Origin of the sequence: Halorussus litoreus (assembly GCF_003382685.1) — an archaeon.
GTDB lineage: Archaea > Halobacteriota > Halobacteria > Halobacteriales > Haladaptataceae > Halorussus > Halorussus litoreus.
Genome location: NZ_QLVG01000072.1, coordinates 1 through 17,671, shown reverse-complemented (window position 1 = coordinate 17,671; position 17,671 = coordinate 1). Strand labels below are relative to the sequence as shown.

13 protein-coding genes are annotated in these 17,671 nt (G+C 66.0%); 3 read left to right on the top strand and 10 right to left on the bottom strand.

The genetic code is table 11. The features are described 5' to 3' along the window. From DPQ64_RS17465 to DPQ64_RS17425, 10 genes are all read right to left on the bottom strand, one after another. Window positions 1-574 (bottom strand): dolichol kinase (locus DPQ64_RS17465; RefSeq protein WP_115865589.1); only part of this gene is annotated, 574 nt, incomplete at its 3' end. Window positions 575-576: 2 nt separating this feature from the next. After that, the gene (gene glyS / locus DPQ64_RS17460) at window positions 577-2,382 is read right to left on the bottom strand and encodes a glycine--tRNA ligase (RefSeq protein ID WP_115865588.1); all 1,806 of its coding nucleotides are present in this window, start codon (window positions 2,380-2,382) and stop codon (window positions 577-579) included. After that, window positions 2,379-3,227 carry a CBS domain-containing protein gene (locus tag DPQ64_RS17455; RefSeq protein ID WP_115865587.1) on the bottom strand — a complete coding sequence of 283 codons (849 nt, stop codon included), beginning with the start codon at window positions 3,225-3,227 and terminating at the stop codon, window positions 2,379-2,381. Before DPQ64_RS17455 ends, glyS begins: the two co-directional genes overlap by 4 nt. 420 nt (window positions 3,228-3,647) lie before the next feature. Continuing rightward, on the bottom strand, window positions 3,648-4,253 hold the full coding sequence (locus DPQ64_RS17450; protein ID WP_115865586.1) for a DUF7529 family protein: 606 nt from the start codon (window positions 4,251-4,253) through the stop codon (window positions 3,648-3,650). Between the two features lie 569 nt (window positions 4,254-4,822). After that, the gene (locus DPQ64_RS17445; RefSeq protein ID WP_115865585.1) at window positions 4,823-5,296 is read right to left on the bottom strand and encodes a DUF7555 family protein; all 474 of its coding nucleotides are present in this window, start codon (window positions 5,294-5,296) and stop codon (window positions 4,823-4,825) included. Beyond that, a complete protein-coding gene (locus tag DPQ64_RS19380; protein ID WP_198662187.1) occupies window positions 5,297-6,856 on the bottom strand; it encodes an ABC transporter ATP-binding protein in 1,560 nt (519 codons plus the stop codon). Beyond that, window positions 6,853-7,935, bottom strand: coding sequence for an ABC transporter ATP-binding protein (locus tag DPQ64_RS19375; protein ID WP_198662186.1), 1,083 nt, complete (start codon window positions 7,933-7,935; stop codon window positions 6,853-6,855). The genes DPQ64_RS19380 and DPQ64_RS19375 overlap by 4 nt, the downstream gene beginning before the upstream one ends. Beyond that, window positions 7,935-9,332, bottom strand: coding sequence for an ABC transporter permease (locus DPQ64_RS17435; protein WP_115865590.1), 1,398 nt, complete (start codon window positions 9,330-9,332; stop codon window positions 7,935-7,937). The genes DPQ64_RS19375 and DPQ64_RS17435 overlap by 1 nt, the downstream gene beginning before the upstream one ends. Before the next feature lies 1 nt (window position 9,333). After that, entirely contained in the window at window positions 9,334-10,365 is a 1,032-nt protein-coding gene (locus DPQ64_RS17430) for an ABC transporter permease (RefSeq protein ID WP_115865584.1), read from the bottom strand. A gap of 214 nt (window positions 10,366-10,579) precedes the next feature. Next, window positions 10,580-12,442: an ABC transporter substrate-binding protein gene (locus DPQ64_RS17425; protein ID WP_115865583.1), complete on the bottom strand. Its 1,863-nt coding sequence runs from the start codon at window positions 12,440-12,442 to the stop codon at window positions 10,580-10,582. A 360-nt stretch (window positions 12,443-12,802) separates the two neighbouring features. Between DPQ64_RS17425 and DPQ64_RS19370 the strand changes: the two genes are divergently transcribed. The 3 genes from DPQ64_RS19370 (at window position 12,803) to DPQ64_RS17415 (ending at window position 17,625) form a co-directional block, all read left to right on the top strand. After that, window positions 12,803-12,973 (top strand): DUF7556 family protein, encoded by a 171-nt coding sequence (locus DPQ64_RS19370; RefSeq protein WP_198662185.1) that lies wholly within the window; start codon window positions 12,803-12,805, stop codon window positions 12,971-12,973. A gap of 99 nt (window positions 12,974-13,072) precedes the next feature. Continuing rightward, window positions 13,073-13,492 (top strand): PPC domain-containing DNA-binding protein, encoded by a 420-nt coding sequence (locus DPQ64_RS17420; protein WP_115865582.1) that lies wholly within the window; start codon window positions 13,073-13,075, stop codon window positions 13,490-13,492. Beyond that, window positions 13,492-17,625, top strand: coding sequence for a DNA-directed DNA polymerase II large subunit (locus tag DPQ64_RS17415; protein ID WP_115865581.1), 4,134 nt, complete (start codon window positions 13,492-13,494; stop codon window positions 17,623-17,625). The genes DPQ64_RS17420 and DPQ64_RS17415 overlap by 1 nt, the downstream gene beginning before the upstream one ends. The last annotated feature ends 46 nt before the right edge of the window (window positions 17,626-17,671 follow it).

The window sequence follows — 17,671 nt, the reverse complement described above, 5'->3', positions numbered from 1 at the left end:
CCGCCGGCAGGTATCGCAGCGACAGCGACATCACGACCGCCGAGGTGAGTGGAATCGTGAGGTTGTCGTCGAGGACGTAGCCAGCGACGACGGGCTTCATCCCGTCGGCCATCGTGGCGGCCAGCGCGCCGAGGACCGCGGCCACCAGCGGGAGCCCCGACAGGCTGGTGATGAGCATACAGACGCCGAACGTCAGCAGGAGCGTGTGGGTCGCCTTCACGCCGAGTTCGCCCGAGCCGACGAGGCCGCTGATGGGATCGGCGATGGTGAGCATCAACATCGCTGGGATAGCCACGCGCGGGTCGAACAGCAGCGCGGCCGCGGTCATGCCGAACAGGTACAGCGCGTAGCCCGCGAGGTTCTCCTGCTCGTACTCGCGGGTGAGATCGTCGAAGATCCGCCAGTCGAGGCCGACGAACAGCCGGACGACCTCCAGCGCGAGCGCGACGGCCGAACTCGCCACCAGCAGAAGCCGCAACTCGTCGTAGCTGGCGAGGCCGAGCAGGAACAGCGCCGGGTAGCCCGTCCCGGAGACGTGGACCAGCCGGCGCTTGACCTCGCTGTGGAGTGACACGGTTACTGTTCGGCGGCGGGGGCGTCCAGCTCCGAGAAGGTCGTCTCGCCCTCGCGGAGGTCGGCCAGCAGGTCGGGCAGGTCGTCGACCGGCACCCGAACCTGCTCGGTCGAGTCGCGCTCGCGGAGTGTGACGGTGTACCCTCGCGGTTCGTCACCGCTCGGGCGTTCCGAGGCGCGTTGCCCCTCGCTGTCTTCCAGGCTGTCGTAGTCCACCGTGACGCAGAACGGGGTGCCGACCTCGTCCTGTCGCCGGTAGCGCCGGCCGATGTTGCCCGAGTCGTCGTAGGTCGCGGCCAGTCCCTCGGCGCGTAACTCGTCGGTCAGCTCGCGGGCGAGTTCGCCCATGCCGTCCTTGTCCATCAGCGGGAAGACGCCGACGAACGTGGGCGCGACGCCGGGGTCCAGCGCGAGGCGGGTCCGCTGTTCGCCCTCGACCTCGTCCTCGCTGTAGGCGTGGACCAGCACGGTGTACACCGCCCGGTCGACGCCGATTGACGGCTCGATGACGTGAGGCATGATCTGCTCGCCGGTCTCCTTGACCTCCTCGACCGCGAAACCGGTCTTCTCGGTCGGAATCTCGTGTTCCTCGCCGTCGACGCTGACCGTGACCGCCTCGTCCTCGAACGCGGCGCGGTCGCGCTCGGCCAGCAGTTCGAGTTCGGCCGCCACGTCGGCCGCGCCGCCGCCGAACTCGGGGCCGAGATAGCTCATGTCCGGGTCGACCGTGGCGCGCTCGACCACCTTCGACTCGTCGTACTGCTTGAAGACGGTGAAGTCGTCGTCGGAGTACTCGTCGTGTTTCGAGAGGTCGTAGTCGCTCCGGTAGGCGAAGCCGGCGAGTTCGTACCAATCGCCGTCGATCTCTCCCTCCGCGTCCCAACAGTCCGCGGCGTAGTGGGCGAGCTCGCCCGAGAGGTGCTGGCGGAACCGGAACCGGTCCATGTCCACGCCGATGGACTCGTACCACTGCTTGCCGACGCCGAGGTAGTAGGCGACCCACTCGTGGACCAGCCCCTCGTCGACCGCCTCGCGGACGGTTCTGGTCACGTACTCGGTCTCCTCCGACTCCGCCTGCTTCTCGGCGGGGTAGAGCGTCAGTTCCACGTCCGCGACGCGCTCGATGAGCGGCTCGTCCTCGTTCGGGTCGACGAAGTGTTCGAGTTCGGCCTGCGTGAACTCGCGGGTCCGGACGAGCGAGTTGCGGGGGCTGATCTCGTTCCGGTAGGCCTTGCCGATCTGCGTGATGCCGAACGGGAGCTGGTTGCGCGCGTACTCGGCCAGCTGGGGGAACTCCACGAAGATGCCCTGCGCGGTCTCCGGACGAAGGTAGCCCGTCGAGGCGTCGCCCGGACCGATGTTGGTCTCGAACATGAGGTTGAACTCCTCGACGGGTTCGCCGGCCAGTTCGGTGCCGCAGTTCGGACACTGGATGTCGTGCTCGGCGACGAGGTCCGCGATTTCCTCCGGCGCGAAGCTCTCGGCCTCCTCGATGTCCGTGTTGTCCTCGATGAGGTGGTCCGCGCGGTGGCTCGCGCCGCACTCGGGACACGCCACGAGCATGTCGTCGAACGTGTCGAGGTGGCCCGACGCCTCGAACACCGCTTCGGGCATCACGGTCGGGGCGTCGATCTCGCGGTGGCCCTCCTGGACGCCGAACCGCTCGCGCCACGCGTCCTCGACGTTGTCCTTGAGGGTCGCGCCCTGCGGGCCGTAGGTGTAGAAGCCCGAGACGCCGCCGTACGCGCCGGCCGACTGGAAGAAGTACCCCCGGCGCTTGGCCAACTCGACGAGGTTCGACCGACTCATCGAAGCGCCTCCAGCAAGTTCACGTCCCGGACGACGCCGGTGAGCTCGTCGCCGCTCACCAGCGGGATCTGTTCGACGTCGTGGTTGAGCATCATGCGGGCGACCTCGTGGGCGGTCTTCCCGCCCGAGACGGTCACCACCTCGTCGGTCATGAACTCCCGGACCGGCGCGGCCGGAATCTCGACGTTCCGGGTGGGCAGGTAGCGGTTGCCGACCGCCTTGATCGACTCCCACTTCCAGTCGTCGTCCTCGTCGGCGATGGAGTCGCCGGTCCCGGCCTCGCCCTCGACCACGCGGGCCACCTCGATGATATCGACCTCGGTCAACACGCCGGACATCTCGCCCTCCTCGTCGAGCACCACGGCGTACGGCAGGTTGGCGTAGTAGAGCTCGCGCTCGGCCACGGTCAGTGGCACGTCGACGTAGGTGGTGTTCACGTCGCGCGAGGCGATCCCGCCGACTTCGCTGTCGCCGTCCGCGTTACCGTCCGCGATGGCTTTGACTACGTCGGTGACGGTGACGATGCCTTCGAGGTGGCCGTCCACGACCGGGACGCGGCGCGCGCCCTGCTCGACCATCAGCGCGGCGGCCTCCTCGATGGTCGTGTCCTGCGTGGTCGTCGGCACCTCGCGCATCAGCATGGCGAGTTGGTCCTCGTCGGGATTCTCGATGAGGTCGTCCCGCGAGACGAGTCCACGGTACTGCTCGTCGTCGCCCGATCCCTTGACCACCGGGACGGAGGAGAAGGAGCGTTCCTGCAGGTATTCGAGCACGTCGTCGCGCGTGCCCGGGAGCGAGACGGTGACGACTTCCGAGCGGGGCGTCATGGCTTCGCCGACGTTCATGTCCGCCGAGTACGGGTCGGGGCGTCTTGTAGCCTACGAAGCGGACACCCGAGTCGGCGCGAGATTCTGACGGTGGTTTCGCGGAACGGTGAACTCTCATCGGGGCGCGACGTGGATCGGTCCACGGGAATGCGCTCGGTGAGCTATCGAACTCCGGCGCGTGCTTGCGCGACCGCCGTGTCGCGCCAAACCGCGCGAGGGCTGAGTAGCGCACCGCAGGGAGCAACGCAAGCGGCTGGGGAGGATGAGGCTCGCTGTCGTGGTGCGGAGTGGTGCGGAGTGGTGCGGAGTGGTGCGGTTGCAGTGCGGTCTCTCCGATGCCTCGGCAGTAGCTAGCTTCTTCTCGTTCTCGACTCGTCAAAAGCGACGAATTTCTCTGTCCACAGAACTCGCCCGAAAATCAACCAAAACGAGACGTTCTCACTCCGAGTCCGACTCGCCTTCGTCGTCCTCGCGCTCCTCGTCCAGCGCGTCCTCCATGTCCACCTGATAGCCCGCGTACTTCTGGGGGTCGGGGAAGAACTTCTCGACGTCGTCGTGGCGGAACGACGCCAGATGGGTCTTGTCGAGCGTCTGGAGGTGGGTGTACGTCTCGCCCGCCTGCAGGGAGTTCTTGACCAGGCCCGGCGCGTGGCGGATCTCGAAGTTGCTCGCGACGAGGATGGCCGTCGAGGAGTCGGGGTCGAGCAGTTGAACCACCATGAACACCCGGCCGTCCGTCTCGTTACGGAACACCTGGTACTTCGGGAACGCGCCGGTCTCGACCGCGCTTTCGATGGACTCGGCCTCGCTGTCCGGGACGACGTGGACGAAGCCGAACCGGTCGCTCGCGCCCACGTCGGGGTTCGTCGGCGCGGTGTGGCCCGCCGGGAAGGAGATCACGTCCCAGCCCTCGTCCTCGAGGTCGCCGGCCATCGCCTGCATGTCGTCGAGGGTGCGCTGCCACGCGTTCCGATGGACGTCGGCGTTCGCCGCGATCTTCTCGGCGTAGTCCGGGTCGTCGTCCCCGGCCCCAGTCTCTGGCATGTGTGCGTGTGACGGCCTTCTGAGGGTAAAGGCTGTCGTTTGGGTATCTACGAGTTAGGGCGGAACCGGGTCGAGTAGGGTTGGATTGAGTAGGAGAGGTTGCCGTTCTCCACTGCCTGGGCAGTAGCTATCCTCATCGACGTGAATTCGGGCGTGGGATCTCAGTGACGCTAGCTACTGCCGAGACATCGAAACACCGCACCGCCGCCGCACCGAAACCGCCACCGCACCGCAACCGCCGCCGCACCGAAACCGCCACCGCACTGCCGCCGCACCAAAACCGCGAGCCTCACGCCTCCCTAGTCTCCTCACTCCCTCACTACGTTCGGTCGTTCGTCCACCGTCGGGGACAAGCTCCGACGAGCCTTCGGTCGCTCCGCTCCCGAAGACCTCGCGCGCGTTGCTCGCTCGCGCCGGGGTGGACTGTCACCCGTCGAGCAAAGCCATGCCGACTGCCGAGCGGAACCGTATGACTGCCGAGCAGAGCCGTGCCGGCTGTCGAACAGAGCGGTTCGGGAGTACGTGCCAGTGGACAGGAGAAAACCCCCGACTTCCAGCGAGAACAGCCCTCACACCGCGGCGATACCGAACACCGTCTCCATCAGGAACGACCACGCGAGCACGGTCAGGCTCGCGAGGAACATCTTCGCCGCGATGGAGAAGCGCTCGGACGGCGGGAGCGAGTACCACGGGAGCGGCGGGATGCGCTGGACCGCCGCCTGGAATCGCGTCTCCTCGCGCTCGCTGATGACCGTGCCGTCCGGCCGGTTCTGCGTGACCGTGATCTTCCCGTCCTCGGTGCGCTCGGTGCCCCACGGCGGGCTCGGCCGCAACTGGAGCGTCGCGTAGCCGAAGGCCAGCAGGCCGACGACGAACAGCACGTACTTCGCGGTCACGAGCCCTCCGCCGACGAGAAGCCCAACGACCACGCCGAGCGCGAACACCACCGCGGCGACCGCGTTGGCGTACACCAGGGCGTCGACAATCTGCCGGGCGCGCCGCGACGAGGCCGACAGCGGCTCCGAAGAGGAGGTCGAAGACATCTACCGCTCGGTGTACGGGACGAACTCGTCGGGTTCGGTGTACTCGTCCATGTGGCGGTGACAGTGGCTCACCCGGCCGGTGTCGCTGACCACGTAGTCGTCGGGCCGCTCGTCGTCGCAGATGCTCCCGAACTCCTCGCGGAGCACTCGGCGGGCTCCCTGTTCGTCGTTGTCCGCGACGTGCTCGGCGGCCCGGTCGACGTGCTCTTCGACCTCACGCGAGAGGTCGATGTCGCCGAACAGCTCGCGCTTGATCTCGTCGATGTCGGAGAACCGCGTCTCCATCCCGAGCAGCTCCTTGGCCTGCTCGGTCAGCGACTTCTCGGCGCGCTCGCGCTCCCGGAGCACCTCGCGGAACACCTCGATGGCGACCCACGTGTCGGCGTCCATGTTCTGGTACTTGTCCGGGCGTATCTTCATCGGACACCGGGTCGTGAACGGACAGCCCGTCGGCGGATCGCGCGGGCTGGGCGGCGTCCCGCGCAGGGTGACCCGCTCCCTGTCGGCAGTCGGGTCGGGTTCGGGAATCGCCGACAGCAGCGCGTGGGTGTACGGGTTCTTCGGATTCGCGAACAGTTCCTCTGTCTCACCCAGCTCCATGACGTTGCCCAGATACATCACGGCCACGCGGTCGCAGATGTGCCTGACCACGCTCAGGTCGTGAGCGATGAACAGGTACGTCAGCCCGAACTCGTCCTGCAGATCTTCGAGCAGGTTGAGGATCTGGGCCTGCACCGACACGTCGAGCGCGGACACCGGCTCGTCGAGCACGACGAACTCGGGTTCGAGCGCGAGCGCGCGGGCGATGCCCACGCGCTGGCGCTGGCCGCCCGAGAACTGGTGGGGATAGCGGTAGTAGTGTTCGGGTCGGAGCCCCACCGTGTCGAGGAGTTCGCGCACGCGGGCCCGGCGAATCTGGTCGCGCGACCGGGTCACTTTCACCCGGACCGTCGTCGGGTCGTCGCCGCGGAGTTCGACCTCCACGTCGTCGCGTTCGAGCTGCATCTCGTCGCGGGTCTCCACGTCGGTCACCGAGCCGCCGCGGACGGTGACGGTCACGTCACTGCGCACGCCCTCGGTCGTCCGGGCGTCGGCGACGCCGTTGCCCTCGATTGTCGTCGCCACGTCGGCGTCGACGACGACCCCGATGGTCGGCCAGTCGTGAACGTCGAGGGGTTCGCGGATGATCTCGCCGACCGTCATCCGGTCGTTGAGCGAGGACTCGGGGTCCTGGAACACCATCTGGCTGTTTCGCCGCCAGTCCTTCAGCTCCGTGCCCGACAGCTCGGTCACGTCCGTCCCGTCGAACAGGACCTCGCCCGAGGTCGCGTCCTCGAGCTGGATGAGCGTCCGGCCGAGCGTGGTCTTCCCGCAGCCCGACTCGCCGACGAGTCCGAGCGTCTCGCCGCGCTTGATCTCGAAGTCGACCCCGTCGACCGCCTTCACCGGGTTCGACTCGATGATGCCGCCCTCGCCGTAGTAGGTCCGCAGCTGGTTGACCTCCACGAGCGTCTCGCCCGTGGCGACGCTGACCGACTCCTGTTGGATCTGTTCGCTCATCGTTCGCTCACCTCGCGCTGGCTCCCGCGCCGTTCGTGTAACTCGACCGCCTCGGCCTGCGAGACGTCCTCGGGGTACAGCAGACAGGCCGCGGTGTGGTCCGCCGCGTCGTCGTTGACCGCCAGCGACTCGGGGTGGACCTTCGAACACTCGTCGAACGCCTTCGGACAGCGGGGCTCGAACCGACAGTACGTCGCGGGTTCGTTCGGCGTCGGCACGTCGCCCTCGATGGTCGAGAGCCGGTCGGTATCGGGCTGATTGCCCGGAATCGAGTTCAACAGCCCCTGCGAGTACGGATGTCGTGGGTTCTCGAACAGCTCCACGACCGGCGCGCTCTCGACGATCTCGCCCGCGTACATCACGTTCACGCGGTCGGAAACCTCCGCGATGACGCCCATGTCGTGGGTGATGAACATGATCGCCAGATTGCGCTCCTCCTGGAGGTCATCGAGGAGTTCGAGGATCTGGGCTTGAATCGTCACGTCGAGCGCGGTCGTCGGCTCGTCACAGATGAGGAGTTCGGGGTCGCAGGCCAGTGCCATCGCAATGACCGCGCGCTGGCGCATCCCGCCCGAGAACTCGTGGGGGTACTCGGTCACCCGCCGCGAGGCGTCGGGAATCCCGACCGCTTCGAGCAGGTCGATGGCCTCCTCGGTGGCTTCGGCCCCGCGCATGTCGCGGTGGAGCCGGAGCGCCTCCTTGATCTGGTTGCCCACCGTGTAGACGGGGTTGAGCGACGTGAGCGGGTCCTGGAACACCATCGCGATGTCGCTCCCCCGGAGGCTCCGATACTCCTTCTCGGACTTCTCGGTGAGTTCCTCGCCGTCGAACTTGATGCTGCTCCCGTCGAGCACCCGGCCGGGCGAGTCCACCAGCCCCATGATGGAGCGGGCGGTCACGCTCTTGCCGGAGCCCGACTCGCCGACGATGCCGACGGTCTCGCCCCGCCGGATGTCGAAGCTGATGCCGTCGACCGCGCGGATGGTCTCCTTGTCGGTGAAGAAGGCCGTCTGGAGGTTCTCGACCTGCAGGAGCGGCGCTTGCTCGCTGCGGCTCGCGGTGGTTTCGCGTTGAGCCATCAGGCACCACCTCCGGTCGCCGCGGCGGCCTCGTTGCCCTCGCCTTCACCGGTCTCGCTCTGCGGGTCGATGGCGTCGCGGATGCCGTCGCCGAGCGCGTTGAACGCGGTCACGACCAGCACGATCATCACGCCGGGGATGAACGAGATGTGCCACGACGCGGTGGTGACGTACGACTGGCCGATGTCGACCGCCCGGCCCCACTCGGGGGTCGGCGGGTTGATGCCGAGCCCGAGGAACGACAGCCCGGCGACCGCGATGACGATGCCGCCGAGGCTCATCGAGGCGTACACCAGCAGGTAGCCGAGGATGTACGGGGCCATGTGCTTGCGCATGGTGACCCGTGGCTTCTGTCCGAAGCTCTTGGCGGCGTCGATCCACTCCTGCTCGGACACCTGCATCGCGGGGCCACGCACAGAGCGCCACAGGAACGGCCACCCAGTGCCGGCGAAGATGAGCGCCAGTATCACCGCCCCGCTGTATATCTCGGCGATCCACGTCCCGCTGAGGACCACCGTCAGCAGTATCACGAACAGCAGTCTCGGGAGCGACATGATGGAGTCACCGACGATGACCACTCCGAGGTCGACCAGCCCCTTGTAGTAGGCCGTCAGCAGCGCGAACGCCGCCGCGATGAGTCCGCTCACGATGATTGCGCTGAGTCCGATGAACAGCGATATCCGCGCTCCCGACGCCATGAACGTGAACATGTCTTTCCCGCTCGGTAACGTCCCGAACGGATGGAAGCGGCCGAACTGGTCGTACTGCATCGGCCCGACGTTCTGCTGGGGCGTCCCCTGCGAGCGTGAATCGAGATTGGCCGACCCGACCGTGATGTTCTCGAGTTGGCCCTGATCGTTGTAGTACTCGATGGAGTGCGAGTACGGGTTCGAGATGGTCCGCTCGACGGTCGTCGGCCCGAGCGCCGGTGCGAACAGCGCCATCACGACGAACGCGAACACGATGATCGCGCCGAACTGTCCCCAGCGGTGACCCCGAAGCCGGTCGATCATGTCGTCGCGCGGCGTCCAGTCGGCGTACCGGTAGTTCTCGCGGAAGACCAGATACCCCCGCCAGAGCCAGTACATCCAGACGAACGAGTACGCGTACACGAGGACGACTCGCAGTGCCCACGCGTACGCGGCGGGCAGGCCGAGGAACGTCTCCTGCCACGCACCGCTCGGCGTCTGGTAGCCGTTGTTCGGGATGAGTTCGCGCGAGAGCAGGGTCGGTAGCTCGACCGGCGACCCGAACAGGCCGGTCACGAAGTGGACGACCGCCCCAGCCTCCAGCGCGAACAGGAGCAGCGCTCCGGCGAGCCATCCGAGTGCCGGACCGGGGTTCTCGGCGATTCGCTGTCGAATCGACACGTCCTCTCGGTGTGGTCTCGAACTCACGTCAGGCACCTCCTTCGTAGCCGACTCGCGGGTCGATTATCGTGTACAGCAGGTCCTGGACGATGTTGATGAGCACCACCAGCACGATGAAGATGAACATCAACGATCCCGTCAGCGGCATGTCGCCGTTCTTGACCGCCTGGAAGAACAGGAAGCCGATGCCGCTGATGTCGAACACCGTCTCGACCAGTACGGAGCCGCCGATGAGGATGAACGCCTCGCCCGTGATGATTGGCACCAGCGGGATGAGCGCGTTCCGGAAGATGTGTTTCCACACCAGCGACCGCGGCGGGACGCCCTTGGCCTTGGCAGTCTCGATGAAGTTGGAGTTGATGGTTTCGAGCACTGCGGTCCGGCCGATGCGCATCTCGTTACCCATCGACGCCGACCCCAGCACCAGCGCGGCCGGGGCGATCTTCTTGAGCGCCCTGACGAACTGGTCGGGGTTGGTGAACAGCTTCCAGATCGGGTCTGGAAGCGGCGGCGGTCCCGTGACGTTGGTACTGTAGAGGAACGTCTGCCAGTCGAAGCCGAAGAAGAACTTCTCGGACTGGGAGAGCACGCTCATCAGGATGACTGCCAGCCAGAAGTTCGGCATCGCCCGCCAGACGATACCTCCGAACGACGCGAAGTAGTCGCTGAACGTGTTCGGATTCAGTCCGGCGTAGAAGCCGAGCGGGATGCCGATGAAGATGGCGATGAGTACCGACCAGAACCCCAGCCAGATGGTTCGGGGCGCGTAGCCGAGCACCAGCGAGTAGACGCTGGTGTCGGGCTGGAGCACCCACGACTGCCCGAGATTGAAGGTGAACATGTTGACCATGTAGTCGATGTACTGCTGCCAGAGCGGCTGGTTCAGTCCGAGCTGTCTCCTGATGGTGTTGTACGCCTGGGGATCCCCCTGTGGCCCCAGGATCGCGGAGACCGGGTCGAGCGGTCCTGCCCGGATCACGAGGAACGTGATCGAGGTCCCGAACAGTAACACCGGAATCGAGAGCAACAGTCGTTTGGCGAAGTACTGCCACCGACTCACGGCGGATCACCGCCGATTGTGCGGCAAGTATCGCGAACGTACCCATACTGGACCGCGCACATGCGTGGGGAATTCGGTGGTCGTCTCATTATGTCTTGCGCTTTCCCAATCCGGGAACGAGGGAGAATCCCCCCGCAGATCGTACGAAATCTACGGATGGACCGTACCGTCGAGACTGGTGGACCGCGCTGGCAAGAAAAGAACGTCGGTGTCGTCAGTTACGCTCGTTGAGCGAGACCGTGTTGTACATCTGTCGGCTGGTCTGGGCGCCGCCGAACTTGGGACAGTCGACCCACTGGTACTTGAACCGCTCGTCCATCTGGTGGTAGGTCGGGAGCAGACACATGTCCTCCCAGTTGGCCTCCTCCATCTGGACGTACGCCTCGCCGCGGGCGCTCTGGTCCTCCTCGGTCGGCGCGGGGTTGTTCTGGATGGTCTCCCACGCCTGGGTGGCCTGCTCGGCCGCGTCGGTGCCCGACCAGTTGAAGTACGAGATCGGCGCGTCCTTCGAGGTGTCGGTGAGCGGCGGGTTGAGCAGCTGGAGGAAGTTGTCCGGCGCGGGCCAGTCCATGGCCCAGCCGAGCGAGTACGCTTCGAGGTTGCCGCTCCGACCGCGCTCGGTGAGCGTCGAGAACGGCGCGGTTTCGATCTCCATGTCGATGTACACGCTCGTGAGCTTGTCCCGCAGGAGCTGGCCCAGCTGGGGCCACGTGTCAGAGGACTCGTAGACGGTGAACGTGAACGAGGCGCGGTTGTCGTCGCCGTAGCCCGCGTCCTCCATCACCTGTCGGGCCTGATCGAGCTGCTCCTCGTCGTAGCCGTAGGGGTACTTGTTCTCGGCGTGCTCGCGGTAGGCGGGCGCGCCGCCGGGGTAGATGGATGGGGGCGTAAAGTGGTAGGAGGTGTCGCCACGACCCTTGAACACCGAATCCACGGCCTCCTTCTGGTTCATCGCGTACGCCGCCGCCTGACGGACGGGCTTGTCGACGGCGTCGGTGTTGAACCCCATGTAGTAGGCACTCACGGTGGCGAAGCCGGTGTAGTCCATCGTCGCGCCGCTCGTGGTCTCACCGTACGTCCCGACCTGCCGGCCGAGATCGTCGGTTTCCTCGACGTTGACCTTCTTGGGATCGTAGTGGCCGGTCGGGAGCTGGTTGTTGATTATCATGTCGGCGTTCTGGTTGACGGTCCCGTAGGTGTGCATCGCCTCGGAATCCGACATGATATTCCAGTGGACGCCGTCGACGCTCGCGGCCTCGCCGTGATAGTCGTCGAACTTGCTGACCTCCGCCTCGTTGTTCGACTCCCACGACTCGAACTCGAACGGGCCGGCACCGATGGGGTTCTCTGTGGCGAACTCGCTGTGGTCAATCTTGCCCTCGTACCCCTCGATGTCGCCCACGATGCCCTCGGGCACCACGGCGAAGGAGGTGTACGCCAGCATCTCCATCGTGGCGTGGAACGGGCTGGAGAGGTTGATCTCGATCGTGTACTCGTCCACGGCCTCGACCGCCATCGAGCCGGGCTTGTACTGTTCGACCTCTTCTTCCTCGCCCTCTTTGGTCGTCTTCGTGACCGTCTCCATCTCGTGCTCGACGCCGATGGAGTCGAGGATGAAGTATGCGCGCCGGGACTTGTCGGAGGCGGCGAGTCGCTCCCACGAGTAGACGAAGTCGTCCGCAGTGACCTCGTCGCCGTTGTGGAAGGTTGCGCCCTCCTTCAGTTCGAACGTGTAGGTCGTGAAGTCATCGGAGACCTCGTGGCCTGCGGCGAGCTGATTCTCGACCTGAATCTCGCCGTTCGGATAGTTCATCAGGGCGTCGAACACCTGCTGGATAACCGTCCCAGAGGCGGTGTCAGTCGCCCTGATGGGGTCTATCGTGGTCATCGTCGAGTTGATGAGCCGGAGGATGTTCTCTCCTTCTGGCGGCTGGCCGACGCCGTCGCTGCTCTCCGTGGTCGTCTCGTTCCCGCTGTCGTCCTGGTCACCGGTACAGCCAGCGAGGGCTACAGCCGATGCCGCACCGCCGGTCGCCTGCAGGAAACGACGGCGGCTCAGGTTGTCAGTATCTGTCATCCACCCGCTGATTGTAAATCGGACCGGATAAACTTACCGCTTGTCACTTGCAGAAACCACGGCGTAACGCCGACTTACGTCACGTTCACCGCTGTTCGGCCGGTCGATTTCCAGTTTCTGCTACCGTCGTCTCCGAATCGCAACCTTCGAACCTGCCGAACCCTTCACGGCCCTCCGCTCCTGACACGAGGGTTTCAGTAATGCCCGATGGCGATACGTGGCCGCGATGCACCGTGCAGTAGTGTTGCGGAGGCTTGGTGGCTCGACCGTGGTATCAGTTACCATCGTTTGAACTTGTCGGTCTCGTGTCCGCAGTTGTCGTTTCGGAGCGTTTATACCGTGTGATACCAATTGTCACATATGGCCCCGAACACGGCCACCCCGTCGGAATCGGTCGCACAGCGCGAGGTCATGGCCTCGCTGGACGATGATGGTCGCACGGAGCGACTTATCATCGCGGACACGACCGCAGACGACGCGTGGCTCGCGGTTCCGGTATCCGGAAGCGTCGCTCTCCAGGACTGGCAGTAGCGACTTTCCAACGGTCGTTTTTTCGCAGCGTCGGCCGACGGCCGCACGGTAACGCCCCGATACTGAACCTTTTTGCCGTCGCCGCACGTCCCACGGAACATGAACTATCGGGAGGTCTCTGGGGACCGCGAGTTCGTCGCGCGACTCGGCCACGGAGAGGACTGGCGTAGCGAGATCGAGGCGCTCGCCGACGAGGCCGGCGTCGACGCCGCGTGGTTCGTCGCCATGGGCGCGGTCCAGGACGCCACCGTCTGGTTCTACGACCAGTCGGAGATGGAGTACCGCGAGGTCGAGTTCGACGAACCGCTCGAAGTCGCGGCCTGCGTCGGTAACGTCTCGTGGCTCGACGGCGAGCGGTTCGCCCACACCCACGCCGTCCTTTCGCGGGCGAGCGGTCAGACGCTCGCGGGCCACCTCGATTCGGCCACGGTGTTCGCCGGCGAGCTGTACGTGCGCTCGTTCGAGGAGGAACTCGAACGCGAGCACGACGAACCCACCGACCTCGACCTCTGGCTATAATGCGCGAGGAGGACGAGCGCTACTTCGAGGACCTCGAAGCCGACCTCGACGAGGCGTTCGCGGTCGCCCGCGAGGCCCGCGCCAACAGCGGCGACCCCAAACCCGAGGTCGAGATTCCGGTCGCCAAGGACATGGCCGACCGGGTGGAGAACATCCTCGGCATCGACGGGGTGGCCGAGCGCGTCCGCGAACTGGAGGGCGAGATGAGCCGCGAGGAGGCCGCTCTCGAGCTTGCGGAGGACTTCGCCGAGGGTCGCGTCGGCGACTACGACACCAGAGCCGGGAAGGTCGAGGGCGCGGTCCGGACCGCGGTCGCACTGCTCACCGAGGGCGTGGTCGCCGCGCCCATCGAGGGCATCGACAAGGTGGAACTGCTCGAGAACGACGACGGCACGGAGTTCGTCAACGTCTACTACGCCGGCCCGATCCGCTCGGCAGGCGGGACCGCACAGGCGCTGTCGGTGCTCGTCGCCGACTACGCCCGCGCGCTCATCGGCGTCGAGGAGTACGAGGCCCGCGACAGCGAGGTCGAGCGCTACGCCGAGGAGATAAATCTCTACGACAAGGAAACCGGCCTCCAGTACACGCCCAAGGACAAGGAGACGACGTTCATCGCCGAGCACATGCCCATCATGCTCGACGGCGAGGCGACCGGCGACGAGGAGGTGTCGGGGTTCCGGGACCTCGAACGGGTCGACACCAACAACGCCCGCGGCGGGATGTGTCTCGTCCTCGCGGAGGGGATCGCGCTCAAGGCCCCGAAGATCCAGCGCTACACCCGGAACCTCGACGAGGTCGACTGGCCGTGGCTCCAGGACCTCATCGACGGCACCATCGGGAAGGACGACGGCGACGAGAGCGCCGAGGAGACCGACGCCGAGGCGACTGGCGAAGGAGAGGGAGACGCGGACGCGGTCGGAGACGACGAGGAGGACGAGGGCGCTCCGGAGGAACTCAGCGGTCCGCCGCGTGTCGAGCCCGCGAAGAAGTTCCTCCGGGATCTCATCGCGGGCCGCCCCGTCTTCGGCCATCCCAGCGACTCCGGCGGATTCCGGCTGCGCTACGGCCGAGCGCGAAACCACGGCTTCGCCACGGCGGGCGTCCACCCCGCGACGATGCACCTCGTGGACGACTTCCTCGCGACGGGGACCCAGATCAAGACCGAGCGGCCCGGCAAGGCCGCGGGCGTGGTCCCCGTCGACTCCATCGAGGGGCCGACGGTCAGGCTCGCCAACGGCGACGTGCGCCGCATCGACGACCCCGAGGAGGCGCTCGAACTCCGGAACGGGGTGGAAAAGATCCTCGACCTCGGGGAGTATTTGGTCAACTACGGCGAGTTCGTGGAGAACAACCACCCGCTCGCGCCCGCCTCCTACACGGTCGAGTGGTGGGTGAAGGACTTCGACCACGCGGGCGCGGACGTGCAGGCGCTCCGCGACGCGCCCTCGGTGGACTTGGACGACCCCCGCGCCGAGGAGGCCGTCACGTGGGCCACCGAGTACGACGCGCCGCTCCACCCGAAGTACACCTACCTCTGGCACGACCTCACCGTCGACCAGTTCGAGGGGCTCGCCGAGACGGTCGCCGCGGGGGAACTCGTCGGTGACCCGGACGACGAGACGCTGGTCATCGAGTTCACCGACGAGGAGGTTCGCACCGCGCTCGAGTGCATCCTCGTCCCCCACGAGCAGGCCGAATCGGAGATCCGGATTCCCGAGTGGCAGCCCCTCGTGCGCTCGCTCGGGGTGACCGTCGACAAGGAATCTCGTAGCCTCCGGAAGGCGTGGGACGACCTCTCGCCGGACGCCCACGAATGGGGCGAGGACGAGCCCGGCGACAACGCCGTGAAGGCCGTCAACGAGGTCGCGCCGTTCGATGTCCGCGAGCGCGCGCCCACCCGGATCGGCAACCGGATGGGCCGCCCGGAGAAGTCCGAGGAGCGCGAGCTCTCGCCCGCGGTCCACACCCTGTTCCCCATCGGCGAGGCCGGCGGGAGCCAGCGCGACGTGGCCGCCGCGGCCAAGCACGCCGACGACATGGAGAGCACGCCGGGCGAGGTCGACGTGCAGGTCGGCCGCCGCGAGTGCGAGGACTGCGGCGAACACACCTACGAGTGCAGGTGCCCCGAGTGCGGCGGCAACACGTTCGCCCACTTCGAGTGCCCAGACTGTGGCTCGGTGGTCGAACTCGACGAGTCGGGGCGGGCCATCTGCGACCGGTGCGAAGTCGAGGCTACCCCGGTCGAGTGGCGTACCATCGACGTGAACGACCGGTTCCGGTCGGCGTTGGAGTCGGTCGGCGAGCGCGAGAACGCCTTCGACACGCTGAAAGGCGTCAAGGGGCTGTCGTCGTCGTACAAGACGCCCGAGTCCGTCGAGAAGGGCGTCCTCCGGGCGAAACACGACGTCTCGGCGTTCAAGGACGGCACGATACGCTACGACATGACCGACCTGCCGGTCACCGCGGTCCGCCCGGAGGAACTCGACGTGACCGCCGCGCACCTCCGGTCGCTGGGATACGAGGAGGACATCCACGGCGAGCGCCTCGAACACGACGACCAGCTGGTCGAGCTCAAGGTCCAGGACGTCGTGCTCTCGGACGGCGCAGCCGAGCACATGCTCCAGACCGCCGACTTCGTCGACGACCTGCTGGAGCAGTACTACGGGCTCGACCGGTTCTACGAGATGGACGACCGCGAGGAGCTCGTGGGCGAACTCGTCTTCGGCATGGCTCCCCACACCTCCGCGGCGGTGGTCGGCCGCGTCGTCGGGTTCACGAGCGCGGCCGTCGGATACGCACATCCGTACTTTCACGCCGCAAAGCGCCGGAACTGTTTCCACCCCGAGACGAAAGTCTGGTACGAGGACGAGTCTGGTAAGTGGCACTACGACGAGATTCGGACGCTAGTGGAGGGGCGACTCGACGACCCCCGAGAGGACGACTTCGGCGCGCTGATCGAGGAACTGGACGGTGACGTGTGGGTTCCCTCGGTAAATGATGAGGGTGACGTTGTTCAGAAACCGGTCGAAGCGGTTTCGAAACATCCCGCGCCTGAGCACCTCGTAGAAATCGAGACGCGAAGCGGTCGGGAGATCACGGTTACGCCGGACCACTCGATGCGTCGTTGGCAGAACGGTCGTCTTCAAGAAATCGAAGCGCGAGAACTGGAAGTCGGTGCTACGGTCCCCGGCTTCCTCGGGTCGCCAGATGCCGACGATTCTGCGCCGACGGCCAACTCTCGTGCTGTTGCTGACGGAGGGTCCTTCGAGCGAGACGAGGTGATGGGAGTCGAGATTGTCGACGCAGACATTGACCACACCTACTGTCTCACTGTCGAAGATACCCACACGCTCGTCGCAAACGACCTCTTTGTCGGCCAGTGCGACGGCGACGAGGACTGCGTCATGCTCCTGCTGGACGGCCTGCTCAACTTCAGCAAGGAGTTCCTGCCCGACCAGCGCGGCGGGCAAATGGATGCGCCGCTCGTGATGTCCTCGCGCATCGACCCCTCGGAGATCGACGACGAGGCGCACAACATGGACATCGTCCGGGAGTACCCGCGGGAGTTCTACGAGGCGACCCGCGAGATGGCCGACCCCGGCGAGGTCGAGGACGTGATGACCATCGCGGAGGAGAATTTGGGCACCGACCGAGAGTACACCGACTTCCATCACACCCACGACGTGACGGACATCGCGATGGGGCCGGACCTCTCGGCGTACAAGACGCTCGGGTCGATGATGGACAAGATGGACGCTCAGCTCGAACTCTCCCGGAAGCTCCGGTCGGTCGACGAGACCGACGTGGCCGAGCGCGTCATCGAGTACCACTTCCTGCCGGACCTCATCGGCAACCTCCGGGCGTTCTCCCGGCAGGAGACGCGGTGTCTCGACTGCGGCGAGAAGTTCCGCCGGATGCCCCTGACACGCGAGTGCCGGGAGTGCGGCGGCGACGTGAACCTCACGGTCCACCAGGGGTCTGTGAACAAGTACATGGAGACCGCGATTCGGGTGGCCGAGAAGTACGACTGCCGGGAATACACCAAGCAGCGACTCGACATCATGAACCGCAGGCTGGAGAGCATCTTCGAAAACGACAAGAACAAGCAGGGTAGTATCGCGGACTTCATGTGAAACGTTTGCTGCGCGCGGCCCGTGGACGCTACGGCGTCCACGGGCC

Coding starts and splice junctions, on each gene's coding strand:
- glyS (WP_115865588.1), bottom strand. CDS start 2,382: ATGAGTCGGTCGAACCTCGTCGAGTTGGCCAAGCGCCGGGGGTACTTC.
- DPQ64_RS17455 (WP_115865587.1), bottom strand. CDS start 3,227: ATGAACGTCGGCGAAGCCATGACGCCCCGCTCGGAAGTCGTCACCGTC.
- DPQ64_RS17450 (WP_115865586.1), bottom strand. CDS start 4,253: ATGCCAGAGACTGGGGCCGGGGACGACGACCCGGACTACGCCGAGAAG.
- DPQ64_RS17445 (WP_115865585.1), bottom strand. CDS start 5,296: ATGTCTTCGACCTCCTCTTCGGAGCCGCTGTCGGCCTCGTCGCGGCGC.
- DPQ64_RS19380 (WP_198662187.1), bottom strand. CDS start 6,856: ATGAGCGAACAGATCCAACAGGAGTCGGTCAGCGTCGCCACGGGCGAG.
- DPQ64_RS19375 (WP_198662186.1), bottom strand. CDS start 7,935: ATGGCTCAACGCGAAACCACCGCGAGCCGCAGCGAGCAAGCGCCGCTC.
- DPQ64_RS17425 (WP_115865583.1), bottom strand. CDS start 12,442: ATGACAGATACTGACAACCTGAGCCGCCGTCGTTTCCTGCAGGCGACC.
- DPQ64_RS19370 (WP_198662185.1), top strand. CDS start 12,803: ATGGCCCCGAACACGGCCACCCCGTCGGAATCGGTCGCACAGCGCGAG.
- DPQ64_RS17420 (WP_115865582.1), top strand. CDS start 13,073: ATGAACTATCGGGAGGTCTCTGGGGACCGCGAGTTCGTCGCGCGACTC.
- DPQ64_RS17415 (WP_115865581.1), top strand. CDS start 13,492: ATGCGCGAGGAGGACGAGCGCTACTTCGAGGACCTCGAAGCCGACCTC.